Raw genomic sequence first — 26,762 nt, forward strand, 5'->3', positions numbered from 1 at the left:
GCGTGATCAAGCTCCTGCACATCATCGCCATCGGCGCGCTGGTCTCCTCGGCGGTCTATGCCTATTCGATCAAATACGAGACGACGCTGGCGACCGAGCATCTCCAGAAGCTCAAGGGCAAGACCCAGCGCGAGCGCGACGCGATCCAGGTGCTCAAGGCCGAGTGGCAGTTCCTCAACCGGCCCGACCGCGTCCAGATGCTGGCCGAGCGCCATCTCGACCTCCAGCCCTTCGTGGTGACGCAGGTGGTCAAACCCTCGGACATCCCGAACCGCGGCCCCAAGGTCGATGCCATCGGCCGCAAGCTCGAGGATCTCGGCCTCGGCCTGCCGACCGAGACCCCCAGGGATCGCAAGGCGAGCGCGACGACGCCGGGAGCCATGCCATGAGCCAGTCGATGCATCACGAAGCGACGGAGCAGCAGGCCGAGGCGACGGAACCCGTCGTGAAGCGCGGGCGTCTGGCCTGGCTGCGCGACGTCTTCCGCATGAGCGGAGAGAAGAGCGAGCCGCGCGTCGGCCTCGTCATCCTCGGTTTCTCCGCCCTGTTCCTCGCGATCATCGGCCGGCTGGTCTATCTCGGCGTCGCTCCGAACGAGCAGGTCGGCCTGCGCCGCGCCACCTCCAACGCCATCTCCGCTGCGCGGCCCGACATCGTCGACCGCAATGGCGATGTCATGGCGACCGATATCCGCACGGTCTCGGTCTTCGCCGAGCCACGCCGCATCCTCGACAAGGACGAGGCGACCGAGCTGCTGACGGCCGTTCTGCCCGACCTCGACGCCAAGGATTTGCGCGACAAGCTCGGTACCAAGAAGGGCTTCGTCTGGGTCAAGCGCGAGATCACGCCGCGCCAGCAGGCCGAGGTGCACCGGCTCGGCATCCCTGGCGTCGGTTTCGTGCCCGAGAACAAGCGCGTCTATCCGAACGGCAACGCGGCGGCGCATGTGCTCGGCTTCGCCAATATCGACAATGTCGGCATCGCCGGCATCGAGAAATACATCGACTCGCAGGGACTGCAGGACCTGAACGGCGCGGGCCTCGCGACCGAGGCGTCCGACCTGAAGCCGGTCAAGCTGTCGATCGACCTGCGCGTCCAGCACCTGCTGCGCGACGAACTGTCCAAGGGGCTCGAGCGCTTCAAGGCGATCGCCGCGGCGGGCGCGATCATGGACGTGAACACCGGGGAGGTGATCGCGCTGGTCTCGCTGCCGGATTTCGACCCCGGCAACCCCGTCGACGCGCTGGAGAAGGACCGGATCAACCGGATGAATGTCGGCGTCTACGAGATGGGCTCGACATTCAAGGCGCTGACCATCGCGATGGCGCTCGATTCCGGCAAGGTCAACATCAATTCGAGCTTCTCGACCGCCGGCGGCATGATGCGGTTCGGCCGCCAGGTCATCAAGGAATACCATGGCACGGGCCGCACGCTGACAGTGCCGGAGGTGTTCCTGCATTCGTCGAACATGGGCTCGATCAAGATGGCGCTGGCCGTCGGCGTCGAGGGCCACAAGGCCTTCCTCAAGAAGATGATGCAGCTCGACCGGATGACGACGGAGCTGCCGGAAAGCGCGGCGCCGATCGTCCCGCAGCGCTGGGGCGAGATCAACACCGCGACCATCGCCTTCGGCCACGGCCTCGCCGTCGCGCCGCTGCAGGCGCTGGCGGCGGTGGCGGCGCTGGTGAATGGCGGCTACCTGATGAAGCCGACCTTCCTGGTGCGGTCCGAGGAGGAGGCCCGCAAGGTCGCGACGCGCGTCATCAAGCCGGAGACCTCCGAGGCGATGCGCTTCATCATGCGGCTCAACGGCGAGAAAGGCTCGGCCCGCAAGGCGAATATCGAAGGCTATTTCGTCGGCGGCAAGACCGGCACGGCCGAGAAGGTCATCAACGGCCGCTACGCCAAGAACAAGAACTTCACGACCTTCACGGCGATCGCCCCGTCCGACAAGCCGAAATACCTGTTCCTCGCGATCTATGACGAGCCGAAGGGCTATGCCGAGAGCGGCGGCTATTCGACCGCGGCGTGGAATGCCGGCGTCACGACCGGCCGGGTGATCGAGCGCGCCGCGCCGATCCTGGGGCTGAACCCCCGCTTCGATCCGCCGCCGTCGCCGTTCCCGCTGATGGCGAGGCTCGGTGCCTGGGGTTCGCGCTGATCTCGACCTATAACGGTGGCCATGACGATGACCGGATACCGCCTCGGAGACCTGTTCCCCGAGATGTTCGAGACTGAGGCCGCCAGCCAGCAGGTGCATGGCGTTGCCTTCGACAGCCGCAAGGTGACGGGGGACGACGTCTTCGTCGCACTCGCTGGCGCCAAGGCGGATGGCGCCCGCTTCATCATGGATGCTGTCGGGCACGGCGCCGTCGCGGTGGTCTCGGGTGGGCCGCGGCCGGCCGACCTGCCGGCCGGCGTCGCCTTCGCACAGGTGGAGGACCCGCGCCTCGCGCTGGCGCTTGCTGCGGCGAATATCCACCCGCGCCAGCCCCGGACGATCGTCGCGGTGACCGGCACCAGCGGCAAATCCTCGGTGGCGGATTTCACCCGCCAGATCTTCCAGGCGCTCGGCCATGAGGCGGCGAGCGTCGGTACCATCGGCGTGGTCACGAGCAAGGGCGCCGATTACGGCTCGCTGACGACGCCGGACCCGCTCTCGCTGCACGCTTCGTTCGACAGGCTCGCGGGCGAGGGCATCACGCATCTCGCCATGGAAGCGTCCTCGCATGGGCTCGACCAGCGCCGCCTCGACGGTGTGCGATTGAGCGCCGGCGCCTTCCTCAATCTCGGGCGCGACCATCTCGATTATCATCCGAGTGTCGAGGAATACCTAGCCGCGAAGCTCCGGCTCTGGGAGCTGCTGCCGGACGGCGCGCCGGTGGTGATCAACCGCGACGAGCCTTATGCGGACGCGGCAGCCGAGGCTGCGGCCATGGCCGGCCACCCGATCATCGGCATTGGCCGCAAGGGCGAGACGTTGACGCTGCTGCGCAACGAGCGCGACGGCTTCTCGCAGCGCCTGACGGTCGGTTTTGACGGGCAGGAGCTCTCCGTCGCCTTGCCGCTGGTCGGCGATTTCATGGCCGGCAATGCGCTGGTCGCGGCCGGCCTCGCCATCGCGACCGGCGAGGACAAGGCTGCGTCGTTGAAGGCTATATCCGGGCTCATCGGTGTTGCCGGGCGGCTTGAACGCATCGGTGAGGCCAATGGCGGGCTCGTTGTCGTCGATTACGCCCATAAGCCCGATGCGCTCGCCGCGGTGCTGACCACGCTCAGGCCCTATGCGACCGGCCGCCTGATCTGCGTCTTCGGCTGCGGCGGCGATCGCGACAAGGGCAAGCGCCCGCTGATGGGCGCGATCGCGGCCGAGAAGGCCGATATCGCCATCGTCACGGACGACAATCCGCGCAGCGAGGACCCGGCGACGATCCGGGCCGAGATCATGGCGGCATCGCCGAGGCTCCAGGAGATCGGCGACCGCGAGGATGCCATCCGTGCCGCGGTGAAGATGCTTAAAGCCGGGGATTTGCTGGTCGTGGCGGGAAAAGGCCATGAATCCGGCCAGATCATAGGCGACCGCACGCTGCCCTTCTCCGATCACGACGTGGTCCGGAAAGCGCTATCGGAGTTTCAAGGATGAGCGCCCCGCTCTGGACCGGAGACAAGCTGATCGCTGCGCTGCACGCGCGGCCCGAGGGCGCCGTGCCGCCGGTCGTGACCGGTGCTTCGATCGATACCCGCACGCTGGAGCCCGGTGACGTTTTCTTCGCGATCACCGGCGAGGCCCGCGACGGGCATGATTTCGTCAGAGGTGCGCTCGACAAGGGCGCGGCGCTCGCTGTGGTCGACGAGGCGCACGCGGCTGAGTTCGAGGGCGCAGGCGCGCTCGCCGTTGTGCCGGACGTGCTGAAGGCGATGGAACATGCCGGCACTGCGAGGCGTGCCGAACTCAAGGCGGGAATCGTCGCGGTCACCGGCTCGGTCGGCAAGACCGGGACCAAGGAGGCGCTGCGCCTCGTGCTCTCGCGCCAGGGCAAGACCCATGCGCCCGTCGCGTCCTACAACAATCACTGGGGCGTGCCGCTGACGCTCTGCCGTACCCCCGCCGATATCGCGTATGGCGTCTACGAGATCGGCATGAACAGCCCCGGCGAGATCGTGCCGCTGGCGCGGATGGTGCGCCCGCAGGTTGCCATCGTCACCACGATCCAGCCGGTGCATCTGGCCGCCTTCGCCTCGCTCGAAGGGATCGCCGAGGAGAAGGCCGGGGTCTACTGGGAACTTGAAGAAGGCGGCACGGCGATCGTCAATGCCGACATCCCGCAATCCGAGCTGCTGCGCGACATCGCCAGATCCGGTCCGGCCGGGCGGATCGTCACCTTCGGGGAAAGCCCGGATGCCGATGTAAAGCTCATCTCCTGTGCGCTGAAGCCGGACATGTCGGTGGTCGAGGCCCGCGTCCTCGGCGAGCCCGTGACCTATCGGCTCGGCAGTCCGGGCAAGCATATCGTGCTGAATTCGCTCGCCGTGCTCGCGGCCGTCCATGCGCTCGGCGCCGATCTCGCGCTGGCCGCGCTGGCCCTCGGCGACCTCAAGCCGCCGGCTGGACGCGGCGCACGCCAGGTGCTGCAGGCGCCGGGCGGCAGGGTCACGCTGCTCGACGAGAGCTATAACGGCAACCCCGCCTCGATGCGGGCCGCAATCGAGAATCTCGGCCGCCTGCCGGTCGAGGGGCGCGGCCGGCGCATCGCCGTGCTCGGCGACATGCTGGAACTCGGGCCGACCGGCCCGGAGCTGCATCGGGGGCTCGCCGAACCGCTGGTCTCGAACGGGATCGACAAGGTCTTCACCTGCGGCCCGCTGATGAAAGGGCTCCACGAGAGCTTGCCTTCCGCCATGCGGGGGGCTTATGCCGCGACGGCGAGCGACCTGGAGCCGCTCGTGCTCGATGCGATCCGCGGCGGCGACACTGTCACGGTCAAGGGATCGCTGGGCACGCGCATGGGTCCGATCGTCAAGGCGATCCTCGCGCGCTTTCCTGCCGTGCCTGCCGAAGACTGACCTGCAAGAGAGCCCAGAAGCATGTTCGCCCTGCTCGCCGAACTGTCCGGCACCTTCCCGGTGCTGAACGTCTTCCGCTACATCACCTTCCGCGCAGGCGGGGCGACGGCGACGGCGCTGCTCTTCCTGTTCTTTTTCGGCCCCTCGGCCATATCCTGGCTCCGGATCAAGCAGGGCAAGGGCCAGCCGATCCGCACGGACGGCCCGGAATCGCATCTTGCCAAGCGCGGCACGCCGACCATGGGCGGGTTGATGATCCTGACGGGGGTGTTCGTCGCGGTGCTGCTCTGGGGCAATCTGCGCAACCCCTATGTCTGGATCGTGCTCGGCGTCACCGCAGCCTACGGCGCGATCGGCTTCTATGACGATTTCCTCAAGGTCACCAAGCAGTCGCACAAGGGCTTCTCGGGCAAGGCGCGCATCTCGATCGAGGTCGTGGTCGCGCTCGTCGCCTGCTACTTCGTCATGCAGACGCAGCCGCCGGCGATCGGCTCGGGCTTCGCGATGCCCTTCCTCAAGGAAGCGATCATCCCGCTCGGCATCCTGTTCCCGCTGGTCGCGTCCTTCGTCGTGGTCGGCGCCGGCAACTCGGTGAACCTGACCGACGGGCTCGACGGGCTCGCCATCGTGCCCGTCATGATCGCGGCCGGTACCTTCGGCTTCATCTCCTATCTCGTCGGCAACGCGATCTTCGCCAACTACCTGCAGATCCACCATATTCCCGGCGCGGGCGAACTCGCCGTGATCTGCGGCGCGGTGATCGGCGCCGGCCTCGGTTTCCTCTGGTTCAACGCACCGCCGGCCCAGATCTTCATGGGCGATACCGGCTCGCTCGGTCTCGGCGGCCTACTCGGCACCATCGCGGTCGCGACCAAGCACGAGATCGTGCTGGCGATCGTCGGCGGTCTCTTCGTCGTCGAGGCGCTCTCGGTGATCATCCAGGTCTTCGTGTTCAAGCGCACCGGCAAACGCGTCTTCCTGATGGCGCCGATCCACCACCATTTCGAGAAGCTGGGCTGGACCGAACCGCAGGTGGTGATCCGGTTCTGGATCATCTCGGTCGTGCTGGCGCTGGTCGGCCTCGCCACGCTGAAGCTGCGCTGAGATGACTCCGGTTTCCGTCTTTTCGGGGCGCAAGGTCGCCCTGTTCGGGCTCGGCGGCTCCGGGCTCGCCACGGCACGCGCGCTCAAGGCGGGCGGTGCCGAGGTCGCGGCCTGGGACGACAACGAGAAGAGCCGGGAGAAGGCGGCTGCCGAGGGCATCGCCGTCGTCGATCTGGCGAATGCCGACTGGTCGGGCTTCGCGGCTTTCGTGCTCTCGCCCGGCGTGCCGCTGACCCATCCCGAGCCGCACTGGACCGTCGGCAAGGCCAAGGCTGCCGGCGTCCCGATCATCGGCGATGTCGAATTGTTCTTCCTTGAGCGGGCGACGGTGGCGCCGGGCTCGCCGGTCGTCTGCATCACCGGCACCAACGGCAAGTCGACCACGACGGCGCTGATCGCGCATGTGCTCGGGGCGGCCGGCCGCGACGTGCAGATGGGCGGTAATATCGGCACCGCCGTGCTGGCACTGGAGCCCCCGGCCGCGAACCGCATCCATGTCATCGAGTGCTCGAGCTACCAGATCGACCTCGCGCCCTCGCTTGCGCCCAGCGTCGGCATCCAGATGAACCTGACGCCGGACCATCTCGACCGGCACGGCTCGCTGGAGAACTATGCAGGCATCAAGGAACGCCTCGTCGCCGCTGCCGATATCGCGGTGGTCGGCGTCGATGACGAGGCCTCGAAGCAGATGGCGCGCCGCCGCGCTGCCGGCGGCCGCCCGCTGGTCAAGATCAGCGGCGAGCAGCCGCTGGACGAGGGCGTCTTCGCCGGGGTCACCGCCAATCAGGGGCGGCTGGACACGCGCATCGTCGAGGTGAAGGACGGCAAGCCGCGCGTCGTCGCCAATCTCGCGGGCATTGGTTCGTTGCGCGGCTCGCATAACGCGCAAAATGCGGCGGCGGCCTTCGCCGCCTGCTCGGCATTGGGCCTGAGCGCGGAAGAGATCGCCGAGGGCTTCAGGACCTATCCGGGGCTGGCGCATCGCATGGAGGAGCTCGGCCGGATCGGCCGCGTCGTCTTCATCAACGATTCCAAGGCGACCAATGCGGACTCGACCGAAAAGGCGCTGACCTCCTTCCACGGCATCTTCTGGATACTCGGGGGCAAGGCCAAGGACGGTGGCATCGAGTCGCTTCGCCGCTATTTCCCGAACATCGCCCGCGCCTACCTGATCGGGGCGGCGAGCGATCTCTTCGCCGCGACCTTCGACGATGACGGACGCGTCGGCTACGAGCGCAGCGTCACGCTCGACAAGGCCGTGGCCGATGCCGCGCGCGACGCGCTGGCAGCGACAGGCGAGGGCGAGATCGCGGTGCTGCTCTCGCCGGCCTGCGCCTCCTTCGACCAGTTCCCGAATTTCGAGGTCCGGGGCGATGCCTTCCGCAAGCTGGTGACAGACCTGCCGGGCTTCGAGCCGTTCGGCAAGACGAAGCCGCGATAGGTCGCGGCGCTTCCGTCATTCCGGCACGCGGCCCGTGAGCCGGAAGAACAGGTTGGACGTCACCTGCACGGCAGGATCGGACAGGTGGCTCTCCAGCGCCGCCATCTCCTTGTCGAGATCGGCCCGCGCGATGAAGCCTCCATCGACGAGCTTGTCACGGATGTTGTCGATGAGACCGCGCGGGAACCAGCGGCGTTCATGGCCGGCGGGAAAGACGTGGAGAATGGCGTCGACCTCGATATCGATCACGCCTGCATCCCGGAACAGCCGATGGATCTTCCGGCCGACCGACAGATCGATCCCCTGTGCCCGCGCATAGGCCGCGTAAGCCTCGATCAGGCGGCTCCAGGCCGGCAGGGGCGGATCGAGGCAGTGCGGAAGATAATCGGCCTCGAAGTTCGCGACCCAGCCGCCGGGCCGCACGAGGGAGACCAATTCGCGTACGATCCGCTCGGGCTCTGGCACATTGACCAGCAGCAGCCGCATATGGGCGCCGTCGAAGGACGCTCGCGGCAGGCCGGTCTCGTAGGCATCGCCCTCGCGCAGTTCGACCTGGGGCAATCCGCGATCGGCGATGAAATGGCGCGCCAACTCGACAAAATGGCTGCCGCGGTCGATGCCGAGGACCGAACCCGTCGGGCCGACATGCTCTGCCAGCAGATGCAGGACACCTCCGGGGCCGCAACCGAGATCGACGACGTGCTCCCCGCGCTTTATGCCGATCCGATCGAGCTGTGCCCGGGAGTCGGGTGCGAGATTCAGGATCTGACGTTTGAGCCGATCGACTTCGGCCTCGGCCCGCCCAAGCAGATAGATGTCCGGTTTCGTCATCACGCCTCCATTCTGGTCCGCCGGGGGCCGTTTCCGACCCGGCTGACCGTTATGGTTTCATGACCTCGCTTCTCGCCGGGGCGAGGCCGCGTTCGATGGGCTCGAAAGCCGCTCCAGGAGATCGCTTCAGCCGCGCCGGGCGGCCTCGATCTTTGCGACGTCGATCTTCTGCATCGTCATCATCGCGGCGAAGGCGCGCTTGGCCTCCTCGCCACCGACGGCGAGCGCTTCGCTCAGGACGCGCGGGGTGATCTGCCAGGACAGGCCCCATTTGTCCTTGCACCAGCCGCATTCGCTCTCCTGGCCGCCATTGCCGACGATGGCGTTCCAGTAGCGATCGGTTTCCGCCTGGTCCTCGGTGGCGATCTGGAAGGAGAAGGCCTCGCTGTGCTTGAACATCGGCCCGCCATTGATGCCCAGGCAGGGAATGCCGAGGACCGTGAAGGTGACGGTCAGCGCGTCGCCGGCCTTGCCGGAGGGGAAGTCGGTGGGGGCGCGGAAGACCTCCTTCACGGCGCTGTCCGGAAAGGTCTCGGCATAAAAGCGGGCGGCGGCCTCGGCGTCCTTGTCGTACCACAGGCAGATCGTGTTCTTGGCGATGGCCATGATCAGTCCTTTCGCTGTCGAAACTGGTGCAGGGTGCAACTCCTCCCATGGGACGACAATGCGTGTCAGGAGCGGCCTTTGCATCTGACCGGCCGCGTGAGACCGATTTGAGGCGCGCGGCTGATCGAAATGGGCGAGCCTGCGTCGAAGAGGCTGTAAAACGCGGCGCGCCGCTGTGGATCGTGATGCGCTGAGCTCGTCGATCCCGCGCATCGGAATCAATCGGTTAACCATTCATTGACAGAGTGATTCGTCACGCAAGCGCGGCCTCAGCCGCGCCGAATTTGTCGATGGGATGCCCGTCATGGTCTCGCGCGCGGAACCTTCTCTCAGCGGCCGCTGGTGGTGGTCGATCGACCGCCTCATCCTGACCGCACTCGTCGCCCTGATGGTCTCGGGCGTCGTGCTGCTGATGGCAGGCGGGCCGCCGGTGGCGGAGCGGCTCGGGCTCTCGACCTTCCATTTCGTCAACCGGCAGGCCGCCTACCTCGTCGTCGCGATGGCCATCTTTCTCGGGGTGTCGCTGATGACGCCGCGCCAGGTGCGCCGCGCTGCGCTGCTGATCTACCTTGGCTCGCTCGTCATGGTGGTGGCGACGCTTTATTTCGGCGTCGAGGTGAAGGGCGCGAAACGCTGGCTGACGCTCGGGCCGCTGGGCTCGGTCCAGCCATCCGAGTTCCTCAAGCCCGCTTTCGTCGTGATGGCGGCCTGGGCCTTCGCCGAGGGCACGCGCCGGCCCGACCTGCCGGGCACCATCCTGGCGCTGCTCCTGCTGCCTTTCACCATCGTGCCGCTCGTCCTGCAGCCGGATTTCGGCCAGACCATGCTGGTCAGCCTGGTCTGGTGCGGGCTGTTCTTCGTCGCGGGCCTGCACTGGTTCTGGGTGATCGGCCTCGGCGGCGTCGGCGCCGCCGGCATCTTCGTCGCCTATGAGCTGGTGCCGCATGTCCGCGCCCGCATCGAGCGCTTCATGGACAAGGGCTCGGGCGACTCGTTCCAGGTCGACACGGCGCTGGAGAGCTTCGCGCAGGGCGGCTGGCTCGGGAAGGGACCGGGCGAGGGGACGGTGAAGCGCATCCTGCCCGACGCCCATACCGACTTCATCTTCGCGGTCACGGCCGAGGAATTCGGCATCGTCGTCTGCATGCTGCTGGTGGCGCTCTTCGCGGTGATCGTGATCCGCGCGCTGTTCGTGGCGCAGAAGGCGGAGGACCCGTTCATCCGCCTCGCCGTCACCGGCCTTGCCCTGCTCTTCGGCATCCAGGCGGCGATCAACATGATGGTCAACCTGCACATGATGCCGGCCAAGGGCATGACGCTGCCCTTCATCTCCTATGGTGGCTCCTCGCTGCTCTCGCTCGCGGTCGGGACGGGCTTCCTGCTGGCATTGACCCGGCGGCGGCCGCGCTCGGTCGAATTCGGGCGCTGATCCGATGGCGACGGACACGCTCGTCATGCTGGCGGCCGGGGGAACCGGCGGCCATCTCTTCCCGGCCGAGGCATTGAGCCACGCGTTGCATGCCAAGGGCATGCGCGTGGTGCTGATGACCGATACGCGCGCCGCCGAATACGCCGGGAGCTTTCCGGCCGAGGCGGTGCATGCCGTGCCGGCGGCGACGCCGTCCGGCCGCTCGCCATTGCAGAAGGCGGCGGCGCTGTTCAATATCGCCAAGGGCACTTTCGCGGCGCGCGGGATCATCAAGCAAGTCAGGCCGGCCGTCGTCGTCGGCTTCGGCGGCTATCCGACGGTGCCGCCGGTGCTGGGCGCCTCGCTGGCCGGGGTGCGCACCCTGATCCACGAGCAGAACGCCGTGATCGGCCGGGCCAATCGCTTCCTCGCCGGCCGTGCCGACGTGATCGCGACCGGCTTCGCGGAGGTCGGCGGGCTCTCGGAGGCGCAGCAGGCCAAGTGCCGCCATGTCGGCAACCCCGTGCGCCCCGCGGTGATCGCGGCGGCCGGCCACGATTATGACCAGCCGGGCGAAGGCAGGATCAGGCTCCTGGTCTTCGGTGGCAGCCAGGGCGCGCGCATCATGGCCGATATCGTGCCGCCGGCGATCCAGCTCCTCACCGATGCCGAGCGGGCGCGCCTGACCATCGCCCAGCAGGCGAGGCCTGAGGACGACGAGCGCGTGCGCGGGATCTACGAGAAGCTCGGCGTCAAGGCGACGATCGCGCCCTTCTTCAAGGACCTGCCGGTGCAGATGGCGGCGTCGCAGCTCGTCATCGCCCGCTCCGGCGCCTCGACCGTGGCGGAACTCACCGTGATCGGCCGCCCGGCCCTGCTGGTGCCGCTGCCGGGCTCGCTCGATCAGGACCAGGCGGCCAACGCGGCCTTCCTCGAAGGCGTGGGCGGAGCTGTCCGCATCCTCCAGCCGGACTTCACGCCGCGCCATCTTGCCGCCGAATTGTCGAAGCTTATCGCGCAGCCCGCCCACTTGACGACGATGGCCGCAAACGCGAAGAGCGCCGGCATCCCCGATGCCGCCGACCGCCTGGCCGATCTCGTGATCGCCACGGCCAACCTCCCGCACTGACAGGATTCACGACCCATGAAGCTGCCGCCGAAGCTCGGCTCCATCCATTTCGTCGGCATCGGCGGCATCGGCATGTCCGGCATCGCCGAGGTCTTGCACAATCTCGGCTACAAGGTGCAGGGCTCGGACGCTTCCGACGGGGCCAACGTCAAGCGCCTCGCCGACAAGGGCATCACCACCTTCGTCGGGCACAAGGCGGAAAACATCGGCGAAGCCGAGGTCGTCGTGGTCTCGACCGCGATCAAGCGGGACAATCCCGAATTGCTGGCCGCCCGTGAGCAGCGCCTGCCCGTGGTGCGCCGGGCGGAGATGCTGGCCGAGCTGATGCGCCTGAAGAGCTGCGTCGCCATCGCCGGCACCCATGGCAAGACGACCACGACCTCGCTCGTCGCGACGCTCCTGGAGAAGGGCGGGCTCGACCCGACCGTGATCAATGGCGGCATCATCAACGCCTACGGCACCAATGCCCGCATGGGCGAGAGCGACTGGATGGTGGTCGAGGCCGACGAATCGGACGGCACCTTCCTGAAGCTGCCGGCGGACGTCGCGATCGTCACCAATATCGATCCCGAGCATCTCGACCATTTCGGCACTTTCGACGCGATCAAGGCGGCCTTCCGCTCCTTCGTCGAGAACCTGCCCTTCTACGGCTTTGCGGTGATGTGCATCGACCACCCGACGGTGCAGGGGCTCGTCGGCCAGATCACTGACCGCCGCGTCGTCACCTATGGCGAGAACCCGCAGGCCGACTTCCGCCTGATCGACATCGATCTCTCGGGCGGGCAGGCCCAATTCACGCTGCTGATCCGTGACCGCAAGACCGGCCGTGACGAGGTGATCCGCGATCTCGTCATGCCGATGCCGGGCCATCACAACGCGCTGAACGCGACGGCCGCGATCGCGGTCGCCTATGACCTCGGCATTCCGGTGCCCCGCATCCGCGAGGCGCTCGCCGGCTTCGGCGGCGTCAAGCGCCGTTTCACCAAGACCGGCGAATGGAATGGCGCGCTGATCTTCGACGATTACGGGCACCATCCAGTCGAGATCGCCGCTGTGCTCAAGGCCGCGCGGGCCTCGACCAGGAGCAAGGTGATCGCGATCGTCCAGCCGCATCGCTACACCCGCTTGTCGAGCCTGTTCGACGATTTCGCCGCTTGCTTCAACGATGCCGACACGGTGATCGTGGCCGACACCTACGCGGCCGGCGAAGCGCCGATCGCGGGTGCCGACCGTGATTCGCTCGTCGCCGGGATCAAGGCGCGCGGCCATCGCCATGCGCTGCCGCTGGAAGCGTCCGACAAGCTCGCCGGCATGGTCGCGGAGCTGGCCGGGCCGGGCGACTATGTCGTCTGCTTGGGCGCCGGCAACATCACCCAATGGGCCTATGCGCTGCCGGGGGAACTGGCTGCGCTGAAGGGGTGAGGCACGGCACGCCGCAATTGCGCCGTCATGCTCGGGCCTGACCCGCGCATGACGGGCTGTTCCGTCCCGGACCATCATGTTCTAAAGCGACGCCATGCCCTTCGCAGACCTCTCTTCCGATATCCGCGCCTCGGCTCCCGATCTCAGGGGCCGGCTTCTCGCCAATCAGGAGCTTTCGGGCCTGACCTGGTTTCGCGTCGGCGGCCCGGCGCAGATCCTGTTCACGCCGGCCGATGACGAGGATCTCGCCTATCTGCTCTCGAAGCTGCCGGAGGACGTTCCGGTCACGGTGATCGGGCTCGGCTCCAACCTGATCGTGCGTGATGGCGGCATTCCGGGCGTCGTGGTCAGGCTCGGTGGCAAGGCCTTCGGCGAGATCGCGCTGGAAAGCGGCGACCGTCTGCGCGCCGGCACGGCCGTGCCGGACGTCAAGGTCGCGCGCGCTGCGGGCGATGCCTCGCTTGACGGGCTTGCCTTCTATCGCGGCATCCCCGGCTCGATCGGCGGGGCGCTGCGGATGAATGCAGGTGCCCATGGCGGCGAGACCACCGATGTGCTGGTCTCCGCGCGCGGCGTCACCCGCAAGGGCGAGATCGTGACGCTCTCCCATGCCGAGATGGGCTTCACCTATCGCAACAGCGCGGCCTCGACCCGCGACATCATCTTCACTTCCGCCCTGTTCCAGGGCCGGCCAGGCGACCAGGCTCTGATCCAGGCCGAGATGGACCGGGTGACGCAGGCGCGCGAGGCGGCGCAGCCGATCAAGGAGCGCACCGGTGGCTCGACCTTCAAGAACCCCGAGGGCGGCAAGGCCTGGCAGCTGATCGACGCGGCCGGCTGCCGCGGCCTGCGGGTCGGCGGCGCGCAGGTCTCGGAGATGCACTGCAACTTCCTGATCAACACCGGCGGCGCGACAGCAGCCGATGTCGAAGGGCTCGGCGAGGAGGTCCGCCGCCGGGTCAAGGACAATTCGGGCTTCGAGCTCCAGTGGGAGATCAAGCGGCTCGGCGTTGCGGCGTAGCTGCCGGGCTTTGAAAAGGGCAGGGGCACTGCAAGTCGGTTAACTCCCCGTTAACCAAGTTTAACGAGGTTGGACGCATCGCAGGAGCGAAGCGTCGATGACCAAACATGTTGCAGTGCTGATGGGCGGTTGGTCCGTCGAGCGGGAGGTCAGCCTCAACAGCGGCGCGGCTTGCGCGCGGGCGCTGGAGAGCGTCGGCTACCGTGTCACTCGCGTCGACGTCCAGCGCGACGTCGCCGAGGTGCTGGCGAAGCTCAAGCCCGATGTCGCTTTCAACGCCCTGCATGGCCGCTTCGGCGAGGACGGCACGATCCAGGGCGTGCTCGAAATCCTGCGCATTCCCTATAGCCATTCCGGCGTGCTGGCCTCGGCGCTGGCGATCCGCAAGGACCGGGCGAAGACGGTGGTGAAGGCGGCCGGCGTGCCGGTCGCCCACGGCGTCAACGTCTCGCGATTCGCGGCTGCCAGGACGCATGTGCTGCCGCCGCCCTACGTGCTCAAGCCGATCGACGAGGGCTCCTCCGTCGGCGTCGTGATCGTGAAGAAGGGCAGGGAGCACCCACCCCAGGAAATCGCCCGGCCGGACTGGCCTTGCGGCGAGATGCTGCTGGCTGAAACCTTCATCGCCGGGCGCGAACTGACCTGCGCCGTGATGGGCGACCGGAGCCTCGGTGTGACCGAAATACAAGCCGCAACCGGTGAGTTTTACGACTACGACGCGAAGTACGCGAAAGGCGGCTCGATCCACATCTGTCCGGCTCAAATTTTACCGAAAATTTACCAGCAGATCGAAGAGTGTGCGTTAACGGCGCATCAAGCAATCGGATGCCGGGGCGTCAGCCGATCTGACTTCCGCTACCACGACGAGAGCGACACGCTCGTCTGGCTGGAGGTCAATACGCAGCCCGGGATGACCGAGACCAGCCTGGTGCCCGAGTTGGCTGCCCATGCGGGCCTGGATTTCGGTGAGCTCGTCAAATGGATGGTGGAGGACGCCTCCCTCGATCGGTGAAAGCGATGTCGGCGAAGACCGTTGCCATGCCCCGATTCGCGCCTGCCCGGCCGCTCTCCCGGCTCCCGGTCGCGCACGCCGCCCCCCAGCTTCTGGTGGGTGAGCAGCGCCAGGGCCGCTGGATGCGCCGCTCGCGCCGCAGCGCCATCGCGGTGCCACTCGCCCAGCGCTTGCCGGCGAGCCTCGGCACCTGGCTGGCGCTCGGCTTCCTGACGCTCAGCCTCGGCACGGGCTTCGTGCTCGGCGGCCACTGGCAGACCATGCAGGACAATTACGGCGAGCCGCGCCACATGATCGCGCGGGCGCTCGGCTTCGGCATCGACCGCGTCACCATCTCCGGCCTCTCGGGACTGTCCGAGCAGGAGGTCCTGGTCGCGGCCGGCATCGACTCGAAGACCTCCCTGGTGTTCTTCGACGCCGACGAGGCCCGCAAGCAGCTGGAAGCCACGCCGCTGATTCGCGAGGCCGCCGTTCGCAAGCTTTATCCGGGCGAGGTCTCGATCCAGCTCACCGAGCGCGAGCCCTATGCGCTCTGGCAGGTGAAGGGCGAGCGCTTCGTGATTGCAGCCGACGGCACGGTGATCGACAAGATGGATGACGGCCGCTTCGCCTATCTGCCGCTGGTCGTCGGCAAGGACGCCAATAACCGGGCCGCCGAATATCTGGCGATCCGCAACCAGGCCGGCGCCTTCGCCCAGCATATCCGCGCCGCGACCCTGGTCTCCGGGCGTCGCTGGAACCTGAAACTCGACAACGGCATGGATGTGCGCTTGCCCGAGACCAAGCCGGAAGCCGCGGTGCAGCGCCTCGTCTCCCTGGAGAGCGATTATCGCATCCTCGAGAAGGACGTGCTCGCCATCGACCTGCGCCAGCCCGATCGGGTGACGATGCGGCTCTCGGAAGAGGCGGCCGCGGCCCGCGCCGACCAGCTCAAGAGCAAGTCCAGGAAGAAGAGAGGCGAGGCGTGAACCACGTCACCTCCCAGGGTCTGACCCCGCGAATGCGTCCGCTCTCGTCGCGCAAGAGCGCGACCTTGTCGATCCTCGATATCGGCACCAGCAAGGTCGTCTGCCTGATCGCCGAGCTCAGCCCGGCCGAGACCAACGAGCGGCTGCGTGGGCGCACCCATGTCGCCCGCATCATCGGCATCGGCCATCAGCGCTCGCTCGGCCTGAAGGGCGGCGCGATCGTCGATCTCGAAAGCGCCGAGCGCGCGATCCGCGCTGCCGTGGACGCAGCCGAGCGCATGGCCAAGGTCGAGGTCCAGTCGGTCATCGTCAACCTGACCGGCGGGCGCATCGGCTCGCAGCACTACGCCGCCAGCGTCGACCTGCGCTCCGGCTCCGTCGGCGACGCCGATGTGAAGCGCGTGCTGGCGACTGCCGCGACCCATGCCCTGCGCCCCGGCAAGGCCGTGCTCCATGCCCTGCCGACCGGCTATGCGCTGGACGGCGTGCCGGGCGTGCTCGATCCGCGCGGGCTGATCGGCGGCAAGCTTTCGGTCGACATGCATGTCGTCGCCAGCGAAGCGGCGGCGGCGCGCAACGTCATGCTCGCGGTCGAGCGCTGCCATCTCGAAGTCGAGGCTGTGGTCGCGACCCCCTATGCGTCCGGCCTCTCGGTCCTCGTCGACGACGAATCGGAGATGGGCGTCGTCCTCGTCGATCTCGGCGGCGGCTCGACCTCGCTCGGCGTGTTCTCGGGCGGGCATCTCGTCCATGCCGACGCGATCGCCGTCGGCGGCAACCACATCACCATGGACGTGGCGCGCGGCCTCTCGACCCGCGTCTCGGCGGCCGAGCGACTCAAGACGCTGCACGGTTCCTGCATCGCCAGCGCTTCCGACGAGCGCGACATGATCTCGGTGCCGCAGGTCGATGACGACGAACGCGACATGCCGAACCATCTCGCCAAGTCGCATCTGGTCCGGATCATCAAGCCGCGCGTCGAGGAGATCCTCGAACTGGTGCGCGACCGTCTGAACAATGCCGGCTTCTCGGCTCAGGCCGGGCGACGTGTCGTCCTCACCGGCGGCGCCTGCCAGCTGACCGGCCTGCCGGAAGTGGCGCGGCGCATCCTCGGCGGTCAGGTCCGTACCGGCCGTCCGCTCGGGATCAAGGGTTTGCCGGAAGCGGGCAAGGGCCCGGCCTTCGCGGCGGCGGTCGGCCTGCTGGTCTATCCGCAGGTCGCCCATGTCGAGCATTTCGAGCCGCGTGCTGCCGGTGCGCGTTACTTCGCAACCGGGACGGACGGCTACTTCTCGCGTGTCGGGCGGTGGCTGAAGGACAGTTTCTAGTGAGTACGGCTCGCCCAGAGGGCGGGCCGCGGCGTCAAACGTAGCAATCGGGACGGCTCCCGCCAGGCGCCGGACAAGGGATCAAAAGAGGCAACCATGGCGATGAATCTGCAAGCCCCGGACATCCGGGAACTGAAGCCCCGGATCACGGTGTTCGGCGTCGGCGGTGCCGGCGGCAATGCGGTCAACAACATGATCGAGGCCGGCCTCGACGGCGTCGACTTCGTCGTCGCCAACACCGATGCGCAGGCTCTCGCCCTGTCGCGCGCCTCCCGCATCGTCCAGATGGGCCTGCAGGTCACCGAAGGTCTCGGCGCCGGCTCGCAGCCGGAAGTCGGCCGTGCGGCGGCCGAAGAGGTCATCGACGAGATCCGTGACCATCTGGCGGGCGCCCATATGGTGTTCATCACCGCCGGCATGGGCGGCGGCACCGGCACCGGCGCGGCCCCCGCGATCGCTCGCGTCGCCCGCGACATGGGCATCCTCACCGTCGGCGTCGTCACCAAGCCGTTCCAGTTCGAAGGCCAGCGCCGCATGCGCATGGCGGAGGCCGGCATCGGCGAGCTGAACGAGGCGGTCGATACCCTGATCGTCATCCCGAACCAGAACCTGTTCCGCGTCGCCAACGAGACCACCGGCTTCGCCGACGCCTTCGGCATGGCCGACCAGGTGCTCTATTCGGGCGTCGCCTGCATCACCGACCTGATGGTCCGCCCGGGCCTGATCAATCTCGACTTCGCCGACGTGCGCGCCGTGATGCGCGGCATGGGCAAGGCGATGATGGGTACCGGCGAGGCGCAGGGCGAGAAGCGTGCACTGACCGCGGCCCAGGCCGCGATCAACAACCCGCTGCTCGACGATGTCTCGATGAAGGGTGCGCGCGGCCTGCTGATCTCGATCACCGGCGGGCGCGACATGAAGCTCTATGAGGTCGACGAGGCCGCCACCCGCATCCGCGAGGAGGTCGATTCCGAGGCCAACATCATCGTCGGCGCCACCTTCGACGAATCGCTCGAAGGCACCGTGCGCGTCTCCGTCGTCGCCACCGGCATCGACAAGCCGATCTCGTCCCAGGCCGAGAACGACGACACCGAGGCGCGCATCGCCCAGGTGGCGGAGCGCCTGAAGGCCGAAGCCCGCCTGCGCAGCAACGCCGCTGTTGCCGCTGCTCGCCCGGTCGCGCCGCCCGTGCCCGCGATCGAGACGGCCCGCGTCGCCCCGCTGCCGGAGCCTGCTCCGGTCGCCCATGCCGCGCAGGACATCCGCATCGAGCCGGTGCAGCCGCGTCCGGTGTTGGCGGCTCCGGCGCCGGAACCCGTCCAGCATGCCGAGCCGAGCCTGAATTTCGACGAGAGCTTCATCCCGCCGATGCCGGAGCGGGCCGTCGTCCGCCCGACCCGCATGCCCCGCGTCGAGGACCTGCCGGCCCCCGGCCAGGCCCAGCTCAATGCGCATCGCGGCGTCCAGCCCGCGCCGCAGCCGCCCAGCGCCGTCGAGCAGAAGCGGATGTCGCTGATGCAGCGCCTCGCCTCGGTCGGCTTCGGCGGCCGCAAGGACGATGAGATGACCGAGCCGCAGCAGGCGCCGGTGCGCCAGGCCCAGGCTCCGGTCGCCCCGCCGATGCCGCAGGCCCCGGCGCCGAGCGCTGCCCATGCCGAGTACATGCGCCGCCCGGTGCAGCAGCAGCCGGCCTCGCGCCCGGCGCAGGGCCAGCTCGACCCGCATGGCCGTGCTGCCCCGACTCGCTCCAGCGAGGAAGATCATCTCGAGATCCCGGCCTTCCTCCGCCGCCAGGCGAACTGAGTCGGAAGGCGCCCGCCAGCGCCCTCTCACGGCTTTGCAACACAACCCGCCGCGGTATTCCGCGGCGGGTTTTGGCGTGTTAAAAAATCGTTATCTTTCAGCTTGTTATAGTCCGTCCGTGATCGCTTCCCCGCTGTAACACAGCGAAAGAAAGCGTGATTTTGAGAGGCGGCCTCAAAAGCTTATGTTGCGGCCGCATCGGGACAACGGCCTCGTCGGGACCATTCCGGCCTGGCCTTGAAGACATCGCCGGCTGGACGATCCCTGCATCTGCAGGTGACCGCGGCCTTCGCGATCAGGATTGGATAACGGTATGACCTTCGATCGGCAGACGACCTTGCGGGCAGCCGTGACCCTGACCGGGATCGGCGTTCATTCCGGAGCCCCCGCCAGCATCTGCCTGAAGCCGTCCAGCGCCAATACCGGCGTCGTCTTCCTGCGGACGGGCATCGAGGGCATGCCGCCCCAGCTCATTCACGCCAAGCATACCAAGGTCAGTGCCACGGAGCTCTGCACCGTGATCGGCGACCGCGGCCCGGCCTCGGTCTCGACGATCGAGCACCTGATGTCGGCCTGCGCCGGCCTCGGCCTCGACAACGTGCTCGTCGAGATCGACGGGCCGGAAATGCCGATCATGGACGGCAGCGCCCGCGAATTCGTGGTTGCCATCGAGGCGACCGGCATGACGACGCTCACCGCGCCGCGCCGCTACCTCAAGGTCCTCCAGCCGGTCCGCATCGAGCAGGGCCGCGCCTTCGCCGAACTGGCCCCGGCCGAGCACGGCTTCCGCCTCGATGTCGAGATCGATTTCGACAGCGTCGTGATCGGCCGCCAGCGCAAGATCTTCGATCTCGATGCGCAGGCCTATGCCAGCGAGATTTCGAAGGCCCGTACCTTCGGTTTCATGCGTGATGTCGAGCAGCTCTGGAAGGCGGGCTTCGCTCAGGGCGCTTCGCTCGAGAACACCGTCGCGGTCGGCGACGACAAGGTTATCAACCCCGAGGGGCTGCGCTACGGCGACGAGTTCGTGCGCCACAAGGTGCTCGACGCGATCGGCGACCTCGCGCTGGCCGGCTATCCGATCATCGGCGAGTTCCGCTCCTATTGCGGTGGCCACCGGATGAATGTCCGCATCCTCGAGGCGCTTTTCGCCGACCGCGCGAATTTCGCGATCGTCGAATCCCAGCCGGTCTTCGCGACGCCGCGCGCCGTGCAGATGGCTGCGGCTGCTCCGGCCGCCTTCGCGCCGGATTTGCACTGAAGCACGGCGAAACGCGGCTTCGCCTTCCATTCGCCTGTTTTCTGTCCCAGATGCCGCAGCGACGCGGAATCACGTCATAACCGGTTTTCGGCAGTGGCGCGGGGGAAGCGTCTGAGGTAAGGCATGCTTCCCGGAAGTTGGATCGCCACGCGTCCTACCAGACGCGATGTGGCGATCCGGTTCTTGGTTTCAGCATCGGATTGTCCCGAAAAGTGGTTTCCACTTTTCGGGACAATCCGATGCTCGAGGGACGATCGAAAGAGGACGGACGACGTGAGCGTGACGCGGCAAAGCCTTCCGGCAATCCATCGCGGTCTTTCGCCACGCAGGGGCATCGCCCTTGCGCTGGGTGCCGCCATGCTGCTCGGCGGCTGCGATACCCTGTCCTCGCTCAATCCCTTCGACAAGCCCGAGGTCTACAAGCCGGACCTGACGCCGCCGACGCCGGCCGACAAGCTCTACAACGAAGGCCTGGCCCGCCTGCAGAACGGCGACAGCGAGGGCGCCTCGAAGAAGTTCGAGGACATCGACAAGACCGCGCCGTTCTCGCCCTATGCCCGCAAGGGCCTGCTGATGACGGCCTATACCAATTTCCAGGCCTCGAAGTGGGAGGAGGCGATCACCGCCTCGAAGCGCTTCATCGCCCAGAACCCGGCGAGCCCCGACGCCGCCTACGCGCAGTACATCCTGGCGATGTCCTATTACAACCAGATCCCGGACGCGACCCGCGATCAGGAGCGGACGGCCCAGGCGATCCAGGCGCTGGAGCAGCTCATCGCCACCTATCCGAAGTCGGAATACGTTCTCGACGCCAGGGAAAAGCTCCTGGTGGCGCGGGACCAGCTCGCCGGCAAGGAGATGAATGTCGGGCGCTATTATCTGGAGAAGCGCAACTATACCGGCGCGGTGAACCGTTTCCGCGAAGTCATCATCAAGTACCAGACCACGCGCCATGTCGAGGAGGCGCTGATGCGCCTGACCGAGGTCTATATGGCGATGGGCATCACCAACGAGGCGCAGACGGCGGCGGCCGTCCTCGGGCACAACTTCCCCGACAGCCAGTGGTACAAGGACTCCTACGCCCTGCTGCAGAGCGGCGGCCTGGAGCCGCGTGAGGATCGTGGTTCCTATATCAGCCGCGCCTTCCAGGGCTTCTCGCGCACGGTCGGCGGCCTGGTCGGACTGAACCGCCTCTGACGAGCGAGGGCGCCCCTTGCATGACGAGCCACGGGCGATCCTGCCGGCTCCGAAGGATGGGTTGAGCGTCGATGCTGGCGCAGCTCTCGATTCGCGACATCGTCCTGATCGACAGGCTCGACCTCGGCTTCCATGAGGGGCTGAGCGTCCTGACCGGTGAGACCGGCGCCGGCAAGTCGATCCTGCTCGACGGCTTCGCACTGGCGCTCGGCGGGCGCGGTGATGGCTCGCTCGTGCGCCATGGCGAGGCCCAGGGGCAGGTCAGCGCCGTCTTCGACCTGCCGATGACGCATCCGGCCCGCAAGCTCGCCCAGGCGCAGGAGATCGACACCGACGGCGATCTCATCCTGCGCCGCGTGCAATATGCCGACGGGCGCACCCGCGCCTTCATCAACGACCAGCCGGTCTCGGTGCAAATCCTGCGGATGGTGGGCACCGCCATCGTCGAGATCCATGGCCAGCATGACGACCGCGCCCTGACCGACCCGGCGCAGCACCGCACGATTCTCGACGGTTTCGGCGCGCTGGAGGCGCAGGCCGAAGCGGTCGCCGGGGCGAGCGAGGCGCTGAAACGGGCGCGGCAGGCCCTGCAGTCGCAGCGCTTGCGCGTCGAGGCGGCACGCAAGGAAGCGGATTTCCTGCGCCATGCCGTCGAGGAGCTCGGCAAGCTCGCACCGCAAGCGGGCGAGGAGGAGGCGCTCGCCGCCTCCCGTCAGGCGATGATGCAGGCGGAGAAGGTCGCGCGCGATCTCAACGAGGCCTATGAGGCGGTCGGCGGACAATCCTCCGCCGTGCCGACGCTCGCCGCCGTGCTGCGCCGGCTAGAGCGCCGTGCGAGCCAGGCACCGGAGCTGGTCGACCCCTCGATCGCGGCGCTCAACACCGCGATCGTCGCTTTGGAAGAGGCCGGCGAGGCGCTCGCCGCCGCGACGCGTGCCGCCGAATACGATCCGCGCGAGCAGGAACGCACCGAGGAGCGGTTGTTCGCGCTCAGGGCCGCCGGCCGCAAATACGATGTGCCGGTCGATGGCCTGTCCATCCTGGCGGCGACGATGGCGAGCGACCTTGCCGCGCTCGATGAAAGCGAGACCTCGCTCTCGCGGCTCGAAGCGGAGCTGACGGAGGCCGAGGCGGCCTTCGTCGGGCAGGCGCAGGCCCTGTCCGAGGCCCGCCAGGCGGCTGCGGCACGGCTGGATACGGCCGTGAAGGCCGAATTGCCGCCGCTCAAGCTGGAGCGGGCGCGTTTCATCACCCGGATCGAAAGCGACGCGAACGCGCGCGGGCCCGAGGGTTTCGACAAGGTCGAATTCTGGGTCGAGACCAATCCCGGCACGCGGCCGGGGCCGATGATGAAAGTCGCCTCCGGGGGCGAGCTCTCGCGCTTCATGCTGGCTCTCAAGGTGGTGCTGGCCGAGCGCGGTTCCGCCCCGACGCTCGTCTTCGACGAGATCGACACCGGTGTCGGCGGTGCGGTCGCCGATGCGATTGGCGAGCGGCTGGCGCGATTGGCCGGTCAGGTGCAGGTGATCTCGGTCACGCATGCGCCGCAGGTCGCGGCCAAGGCCGGGCAGCATTTCCTGATCGCCAAATCGGCGGAGGAGGGCGAGGCCTCACGCACGGTGACGCGGGTCACGGCGCTGGAAGACCAGGCGCGGCGTGAGGAGATCGCACGGATGCTGGCCGGCGCCTCGATCACCGAGGAAGCGCGCGCGGCGGCCGGGCGCCTGCTGCAGGCGGCTGGCCTGCGCGGCTGAGGCTGTCAGGCCGGCTGCAATTCGTAGCCCGTGCCCTTCCTGACCACCCTCCTGAACCCCTCGACATGGCCACCCGAGACGAGCCAGTTCTCGTGCGCGGCGCGTTCCAGGATACCGCGGCGCGAAGCCACCGCGGTCGCGGCGTCGAAATCATAGACGAAGCCGATAGCCGGGTCTGAAGCCTGGAGATCGGAGAGATGCAGCGCATCGCCCCAGAGCAGCAGGCTCTCGCCATCACCCTCTATCAGGTAGCCGCTATGGCCGTAGGTGTGGCCGGGCAGGGGGATCAACGTGATGCCGGCCTGCGCCTCGCCCGCCGGAACCGAACGGATGCGGCCGGCATAATGCTTCTTCAAAGTCGCGGCGATGGCGAAGGCGCCCTGCTTCTTTTCCGGCGTCCGAGCGCGATTGGCCTCGTCACCATAGAAGCCGAAATCGGCCTCGGGCACGATGATCTCGGCATTCGGGAAGAAGGGCTTGTCGCCGTCGAACAGGCCGAGTGCGTGGTCGCCATGGAGATGCGTGATCAGAACACGGGCGACGTCTTCGGGCGCGATGCCTGCAGCCTCCATTGCAGCCGGGGCATGGCCCATCGCTTTGCCCCAGGAGGGGCCGGTGCCGGCATCGACGAGGGTGATCCCGTCCGCTCCCTTCAGCGCGAAGCAGTTCACGATAATGCTGACCTTCGGTTTGCCCCAGCGCGCGACGGCCTCATTGCGGGCCACCTCCCCATCCGCATGGATCAGGACGTCGAGCGGCGCCTCGAAGACGCCGTCATGCAGGATCGAGACATCGAAGGCGCCGATGCGGCGGGACTGCTGGACCATGGCTATTCTCCGCTTCGGCGTCGCACGGGGTCGGCGAGGTCCGGAAGCTAGTGGGCGCCGGACCTCGCCGGCAAGGCGCGTCCGGCCCGGCTCAGCCCTGCGCCGGGCGCGGGAATGCCGCATTTCCTTTTGTATCACTTTGCTTTATGAGCCGCTGTCATCCGATGGTGCAGCTGCCCGTTAGATCGCCATGAGTCCTTTCGGACGCTCTGGGGGGCGATTTAACTATTTGTTTTGGCATCGGATTTTCCGGAAAGTGAACCCCGCTTTTCGGTCCGATGCTCTAGTGCCGCCTGAACCCATCGCCACGCTTCGCGCCGTTCCTTCATCTTACGCCGCAACCTTTAGGCCCATATCGCATGTCCTTTTCTCTCACGAGCCCGCCGCTCGCGCGCGCGCTCGCCGATCGCAATTACTCCGACCCGACGCCGGTGCAGAGCGCCGTCCTCGAAGACGCCGCCCGCGGGCGCGACCTCCTGGTTTCCTCGCAGACCGGCTCCGGCAAGACCATCGCTTATGGCCTGGCCATCGGCGAGACCCTGCTGGGCACGGCCGAGAAGCTCGGTCCCGCCGCCGAGCCGCTCGCCCTGATCATCGCGCCGACGCGCGAGCTTGCGCTCCAGGTGCAGCGCGAGCTTGCCTGGCTCTATGCCCAGACCGGCGCGCGGGTGATCTCCTGCGTCGGCGGCATGGATCCGCGCCGCGAGGCGATGCTGCTCGACGAGGGCGCGCATATCGTCGTCGGCACGCCCGGCCGTCTGCGCGATCATATCGAGCGCCGTCGCCTCGATGTGTCCGCGCTGAAGGCGGTCGTGCTCGACGAGGCTGATGAGATGCTCGATCTCGGCTTCCGCGACGACCTCGAATACATCCTGAAGACCACCCCGGCGGAGCGCCGCAGCCTGCTGTTCTCGGCGACCTTCCCGAAGGCGATCGTCCAACTCGCGCAGAGCTACCAGCGCGACGCGCTGCGCATCGAGGTGGAAGCGACGCGGCGCGGCCATGCCGACATCGCCTACAAGGCCGTGCGCGTCTTCCCGAAGGAGGCCGAGCTCGCGGTCGTCAACCTGCTGCGCTTCCACAATGCGCCGGTGGCGCTGGTCTTCTGCAACACCCGCAATGCGGTACGCCATCTCGAGGCGATCCTGCTCGAGCGCGGCTTCACCTCCGTCGCGCTCTCGGGCGAACTCGGCCAGAACGAGCGCAACGCGGCGCTGCAGGCGCTGCGCGACGGCCGGGCGCGGGTTTGCGTCGCGACCGACGTCGCGGCGCGCGGCATCGACCTGCCCGGGCTCGACCTCGTCATCCATGCGGAGCTGCCGAACGATTCCGAAGTGATGCAGCATCGCTCGGGCCGCACCGGCCGCGCCGGCAACAAGGGCACGAGCGTCCTGCTGGTGCCGCAGTCGCGCCGCCGCAAGGCCGAGCGCCTGCTGATGGAAGGCAAGGTCGAGGCCGAGTGGATCGGTCCTCCGACTGAAGAGGAAATCCGCGTCCTTGATCAGGAGCGGCTGCTCTCCGATCCGCTGCTCAACGGCGATGGCTCCGAGGACGATGCCGGCATGATCGAGGCGCTGATGGCGGGCCGCGAGGCCCGCGATATCGCCGCCGCGCTGGTCCGACTCTATCGTGCCCGCCTGCCGGCGGCGGAAGAGGTTGGCGATCCTGGCTTCGGCCGCGACGAGCACCGTCCGGTCCGGACCAACGAGGATTATGCTGCCAAGCGCCGCCCGTTCGGCGCGGGGCGCGAGGAGGGCGAGGATGGCGAGCGCCCACGCAAGCCTGCCGGCCCACGCGGCGATACCGTCTGGTTCCGTCTCGATATCGGCCGCAAACAGGGCGCCGATCCGCGCCAGCTCCTGCCGATGCTGTGCCGCCGCGGCCGGATCACCCGCGACGAGGTCGGTGCGATCCGCATCTTCGACCGCGAGACCAAGGTCGAGATCGATGCCGATGTGGCCGATCGCTTTTATGACTCGGTGCGCATCCCGGACCGCGACAAGATCGTGATCGAGCCGACGACCGAAGCCGAGCGTCGCCCGGCGAAGGCTTTCGGGGACAAGGCCGAGCGTCCGGCTGCGCCGCGAAAGAGCTGGGGAGATGAGCAGGCTGCCGGAGACAGGCCGCAGCGGCCGCGATTCGAGCCGAGGGACGCGAATCAACGCGCGCCGCGGAGCGATGAGCGCAAGCCGTATCGCGCCGACAGCAGGCCGCCGCGCGACGACGCGCGCCCGCCGCGCCGTGACGACGGCAAGCTGGGTGGCGGTTTCAAGAAGCCCTATGAGGGCAAGGGCAAGCCCTTCGCTGGCAAGCCTGCCGGCGGGCGCCCGGCCGGTGGCAAGCCCTTCGGCAAGGGCAAGCCGCGCGGCGACAATCGCGGCTGAGTTTCAGCCTCCGCAAAAAAAACGCGCTGTCATTCCGGGTCAAGCCGGGAGTGACAGCGCGAATTCTTTGAAGGACAGCAGGCTTCGAGCGCTGCAGCGTGCGCTCCCGTTCGCCTTCCTCAGCGCAGGCCGAGGAAGGAGAGGATCGCGAGAACGACGACGATAAGACCGACGATATAAATGATGTTGTTCATGAAAAGCC

The 26,762-nt window shown here is 67.6% G+C and carries 21 protein-coding genes; 18 read left to right on the forward strand and 3 right to left on the reverse strand.

The window, feature by feature from the left end; all coding sequences use genetic code 11:
- The first annotated feature begins 2 nt into the window (after positions 1 to 2).
- Genes ASE61_RS10125 through murD form a run of 6 tightly spaced genes read left to right on the forward strand, consistent with a single transcriptional unit; the run spans position 3 to position 7,609 of the window.
- Positions 3 to 389 (forward strand): hypothetical protein, encoded by a 387-nt coding sequence (locus tag ASE61_RS10125; protein ID WP_061966771.1) that lies wholly within the window; start codon positions 3 to 5, stop codon positions 387 to 389.
- Positions 386 to 2,161: a peptidoglycan D,D-transpeptidase FtsI family protein gene (locus tag ASE61_RS10130; protein WP_061966772.1), complete on the forward strand. Its 1,776-nt coding sequence runs from the start codon at positions 386 to 388 to the stop codon at positions 2,159 to 2,161. Before ASE61_RS10125 ends, ASE61_RS10130 begins: the two co-directional genes overlap by 4 nt.
- Positions 2,162 to 2,188: 27 nt before the next feature.
- The gene (locus tag ASE61_RS10135) at positions 2,189 to 3,643 is read left to right on the forward strand and encodes a UDP-N-acetylmuramoyl-L-alanyl-D-glutamate--2,6-diaminopimelate ligase (protein ID WP_061967237.1); all 1,455 of its coding nucleotides are present in this window, start codon (positions 2,189 to 2,191) and stop codon (positions 3,641 to 3,643) included.
- Positions 3,640 to 5,064, forward strand: a complete 1,425-nt coding sequence (locus tag ASE61_RS10140) for a UDP-N-acetylmuramoylalanyl-D-glutamyl-2,6-diaminopimelate--D-alanyl-D-alanine ligase (RefSeq protein WP_061966773.1) — start codon at positions 3,640 to 3,642, stop codon at positions 5,062 to 5,064. The genes ASE61_RS10135 and ASE61_RS10140 overlap by 4 nt, the downstream gene beginning before the upstream one ends.
- Positions 5,065 to 5,085: 21 nt before the next feature.
- The gene (mraY, locus tag ASE61_RS10145; RefSeq protein ID WP_061966774.1) at positions 5,086 to 6,168 is read left to right on the forward strand and encodes a phospho-N-acetylmuramoyl-pentapeptide-transferase; all 1,083 of its coding nucleotides are present in this window, start codon (positions 5,086 to 5,088) and stop codon (positions 6,166 to 6,168) included.
- A gap of 1 nt (position 6,169) precedes the next feature.
- Positions 6,170 to 7,609: a UDP-N-acetylmuramoyl-L-alanine--D-glutamate ligase gene (gene murD, locus ASE61_RS10150; protein ID WP_061966775.1), complete on the forward strand. Its 1,440-nt coding sequence runs from the start codon at positions 6,170 to 6,172 to the stop codon at positions 7,607 to 7,609.
- Positions 7,610 to 7,624: 15 nt separating this feature from the next.
- Here murD and ASE61_RS10155 read toward each other — a convergent pair whose 3' ends face one another.
- Together ASE61_RS10155 and ASE61_RS10160 are read right to left on the reverse strand one after the other, a co-directional pair.
- Positions 7,625 to 8,440 carry a methyltransferase domain-containing protein gene (locus tag ASE61_RS10155; protein ID WP_061966776.1) on the reverse strand — a complete coding sequence of 272 codons (816 nt, stop codon included), beginning with the start codon at positions 8,438 to 8,440 and terminating at the stop codon, positions 7,625 to 7,627.
- A gap of 126 nt (positions 8,441 to 8,566) precedes the next feature.
- Positions 8,567 to 9,046, reverse strand: a complete 480-nt coding sequence (locus tag ASE61_RS10160) for a VOC family protein (RefSeq protein ID WP_061966777.1) — start codon at positions 9,044 to 9,046, stop codon at positions 8,567 to 8,569.
- Positions 9,047 to 9,350: 304 nt separating this feature from the next.
- On the opposite strand from ASE61_RS10160, the gene ASE61_RS10165 reads away from it, so the two are divergent.
- The 11 genes from ASE61_RS10165 to recN all read left to right on the forward strand — a co-directional run bounded on the left by ASE61_RS10165 (position 9,351) and on the right by recN (position 23,349).
- Complete coding sequence (locus ASE61_RS10165) at positions 9,351 to 10,475, forward strand: FtsW/RodA/SpoVE family cell cycle protein (protein WP_061966778.1); 1,125 nt, start codon at positions 9,351 to 9,353, stop codon at positions 10,473 to 10,475.
- Positions 10,476 to 10,479: 4 nt separating this feature from the next.
- Positions 10,480 to 11,583, forward strand: a complete 1,104-nt coding sequence (gene murG / locus ASE61_RS10170; protein ID WP_061966779.1) for an undecaprenyldiphospho-muramoylpentapeptide beta-N-acetylglucosaminyltransferase — start codon at positions 10,480 to 10,482, stop codon at positions 11,581 to 11,583.
- Between the two features lie 15 nt (positions 11,584 to 11,598).
- Positions 11,599 to 13,005, forward strand: coding sequence for a UDP-N-acetylmuramate--L-alanine ligase (gene murC / locus ASE61_RS10175; RefSeq protein WP_061966780.1), 1,407 nt, complete (start codon positions 11,599 to 11,601; stop codon positions 13,003 to 13,005).
- 94 nt (positions 13,006 to 13,099) lie between these two features.
- A complete protein-coding gene (murB, locus tag ASE61_RS10180) occupies positions 13,100 to 14,026 on the forward strand; it encodes a UDP-N-acetylmuramate dehydrogenase (protein ID WP_061966781.1) in 927 nt (308 codons plus the stop codon).
- 97 nt (positions 14,027 to 14,123) lie between these two features.
- Entirely contained in the window at positions 14,124 to 15,038 is a 915-nt protein-coding gene (locus ASE61_RS10185; protein WP_061966782.1) for a D-alanine--D-alanine ligase, read from the forward strand.
- A gap of 26 nt (positions 15,039 to 15,064) precedes the next feature.
- Positions 15,065 to 16,006, forward strand: a complete 942-nt coding sequence (locus ASE61_RS10190) for a cell division protein FtsQ/DivIB (RefSeq protein WP_244492789.1) — start codon at positions 15,065 to 15,067, stop codon at positions 16,004 to 16,006.
- A gap of 32 nt (positions 16,007 to 16,038) precedes the next feature.
- Positions 16,039 to 17,334 (forward strand): cell division protein FtsA, encoded by a 1,296-nt coding sequence (ftsA, locus tag ASE61_RS10195; protein WP_061966784.1) that lies wholly within the window; start codon positions 16,039 to 16,041, stop codon positions 17,332 to 17,334.
- Between the two features lie 96 nt (positions 17,335 to 17,430).
- Positions 17,431 to 19,137, forward strand: coding sequence for a cell division protein FtsZ (gene ftsZ / locus ASE61_RS10200; protein ID WP_061966785.1), 1,707 nt, complete (start codon positions 17,431 to 17,433; stop codon positions 19,135 to 19,137).
- A gap of 313 nt (positions 19,138 to 19,450) precedes the next feature.
- A complete protein-coding gene (gene lpxC / locus ASE61_RS10205; RefSeq protein ID WP_061966786.1) occupies positions 19,451 to 20,398 on the forward strand; it encodes a UDP-3-O-acyl-N-acetylglucosamine deacetylase in 948 nt (315 codons plus the stop codon).
- A gap of 303 nt (positions 20,399 to 20,701) precedes the next feature.
- Entirely contained in the window at positions 20,702 to 21,595 is an 894-nt protein-coding gene (locus ASE61_RS10210) for an outer membrane protein assembly factor BamD (RefSeq protein WP_061967239.1), read from the forward strand.
- Positions 21,596 to 21,666: 71 nt separating this feature from the next.
- Positions 21,667 to 23,349 (forward strand): DNA repair protein RecN, encoded by a 1,683-nt coding sequence (gene recN, locus ASE61_RS10215; RefSeq protein WP_061966787.1) that lies wholly within the window; start codon positions 21,667 to 21,669, stop codon positions 23,347 to 23,349.
- A 5-nt stretch (positions 23,350 to 23,354) separates the two neighbouring features.
- On the opposite strand, the gene aidB is transcribed toward recN, so the two are convergent.
- Positions 23,355 to 24,176 (reverse strand): AidB family quorum-quenching N-acyl homoserine lactonase, encoded by an 822-nt coding sequence (aidB, locus tag ASE61_RS10220; RefSeq protein WP_061966788.1) that lies wholly within the window; start codon positions 24,174 to 24,176, stop codon positions 23,355 to 23,357.
- 359 nt (positions 24,177 to 24,535) lie between these two features.
- On the opposite strand from aidB, the gene ASE61_RS10225 reads away from it, so the two are divergent.
- Positions 24,536 to 26,560, forward strand: coding sequence for a DEAD/DEAH box helicase (locus ASE61_RS10225; RefSeq protein ID WP_082617349.1), 2,025 nt, complete (start codon positions 24,536 to 24,538; stop codon positions 26,558 to 26,560).
- Positions 26,561 to 26,762: the final 202 nt, after the last annotated feature.

Origin of the sequence: Allobosea sp. Root670, from assembly GCF_001429415.1 — a bacterium.
GTDB classification, from domain to species: Bacteria; Pseudomonadota; Alphaproteobacteria; order Rhizobiales; family Beijerinckiaceae; genus Allobosea; species Allobosea robiniae.

Excerpts from the sequence above, each read along its gene's own strand:
- ASE61_RS10130 (WP_061966772.1), top strand. The coding sequence starts at position 386 with ATGAGCCAGTCGATGCATCACGAAGCGACGGAGCAGCAGGCCGAGGCG.
- ASE61_RS10135 (WP_061967237.1), top strand. The coding sequence starts at position 2,189 with ATGACCGGATACCGCCTCGGAGACCTGTTCCCCGAGATGTTCGAGACT.
- ASE61_RS10140 (WP_061966773.1), top strand. The coding sequence starts at position 3,640 with ATGAGCGCCCCGCTCTGGACCGGAGACAAGCTGATCGCTGCGCTGCAC.
- mraY (WP_061966774.1), top strand. The coding sequence starts at position 5,086 with ATGTTCGCCCTGCTCGCCGAACTGTCCGGCACCTTCCCGGTGCTGAAC.
- murD (WP_061966775.1), top strand. The coding sequence starts at position 6,170 with ATGACTCCGGTTTCCGTCTTTTCGGGGCGCAAGGTCGCCCTGTTCGGG.
- ASE61_RS10155 (WP_061966776.1), bottom strand. The coding sequence starts at position 8,440 with ATGACGAAACCGGACATCTATCTGCTTGGGCGGGCCGAGGCCGAAGTC.
- ASE61_RS10160 (WP_061966777.1), bottom strand. The coding sequence starts at position 9,046 with ATGGCCATCGCCAAGAACACGATCTGCCTGTGGTACGACAAGGACGCC.
- ASE61_RS10165 (WP_061966778.1), top strand. The coding sequence starts at position 9,351 with ATGGTCTCGCGCGCGGAACCTTCTCTCAGCGGCCGCTGGTGGTGGTCG.
- murG (WP_061966779.1), top strand. The coding sequence starts at position 10,480 with ATGGCGACGGACACGCTCGTCATGCTGGCGGCCGGGGGAACCGGCGGC.
- murC (WP_061966780.1), top strand. The coding sequence starts at position 11,599 with ATGAAGCTGCCGCCGAAGCTCGGCTCCATCCATTTCGTCGGCATCGGC.
- murB (WP_061966781.1), top strand. The coding sequence starts at position 13,100 with ATGCCCTTCGCAGACCTCTCTTCCGATATCCGCGCCTCGGCTCCCGAT.
- ASE61_RS10185 (WP_061966782.1), top strand. The coding sequence starts at position 14,124 with ATGACCAAACATGTTGCAGTGCTGATGGGCGGTTGGTCCGTCGAGCGG.
- ASE61_RS10190 (WP_244492789.1), top strand. The coding sequence starts at position 15,065 with ATGCCCCGATTCGCGCCTGCCCGGCCGCTCTCCCGGCTCCCGGTCGCG.
- ftsA (WP_061966784.1), top strand. The coding sequence starts at position 16,039 with ATGCGTCCGCTCTCGTCGCGCAAGAGCGCGACCTTGTCGATCCTCGAT.
- ftsZ (WP_061966785.1), top strand. The coding sequence starts at position 17,431 with ATGGCGATGAATCTGCAAGCCCCGGACATCCGGGAACTGAAGCCCCGG.
- lpxC (WP_061966786.1), top strand. The coding sequence starts at position 19,451 with ATGACCTTCGATCGGCAGACGACCTTGCGGGCAGCCGTGACCCTGACC.
- recN (WP_061966787.1), top strand. The coding sequence starts at position 21,667 with ATGCTGGCGCAGCTCTCGATTCGCGACATCGTCCTGATCGACAGGCTC.
- aidB (WP_061966788.1), bottom strand. The coding sequence starts at position 24,176 with ATGGTCCAGCAGTCCCGCCGCATCGGCGCCTTCGATGTCTCGATCCTG.
- ASE61_RS10225 (WP_082617349.1), top strand. The coding sequence starts at position 24,536 with ATGTCCTTTTCTCTCACGAGCCCGCCGCTCGCGCGCGCGCTCGCCGAT.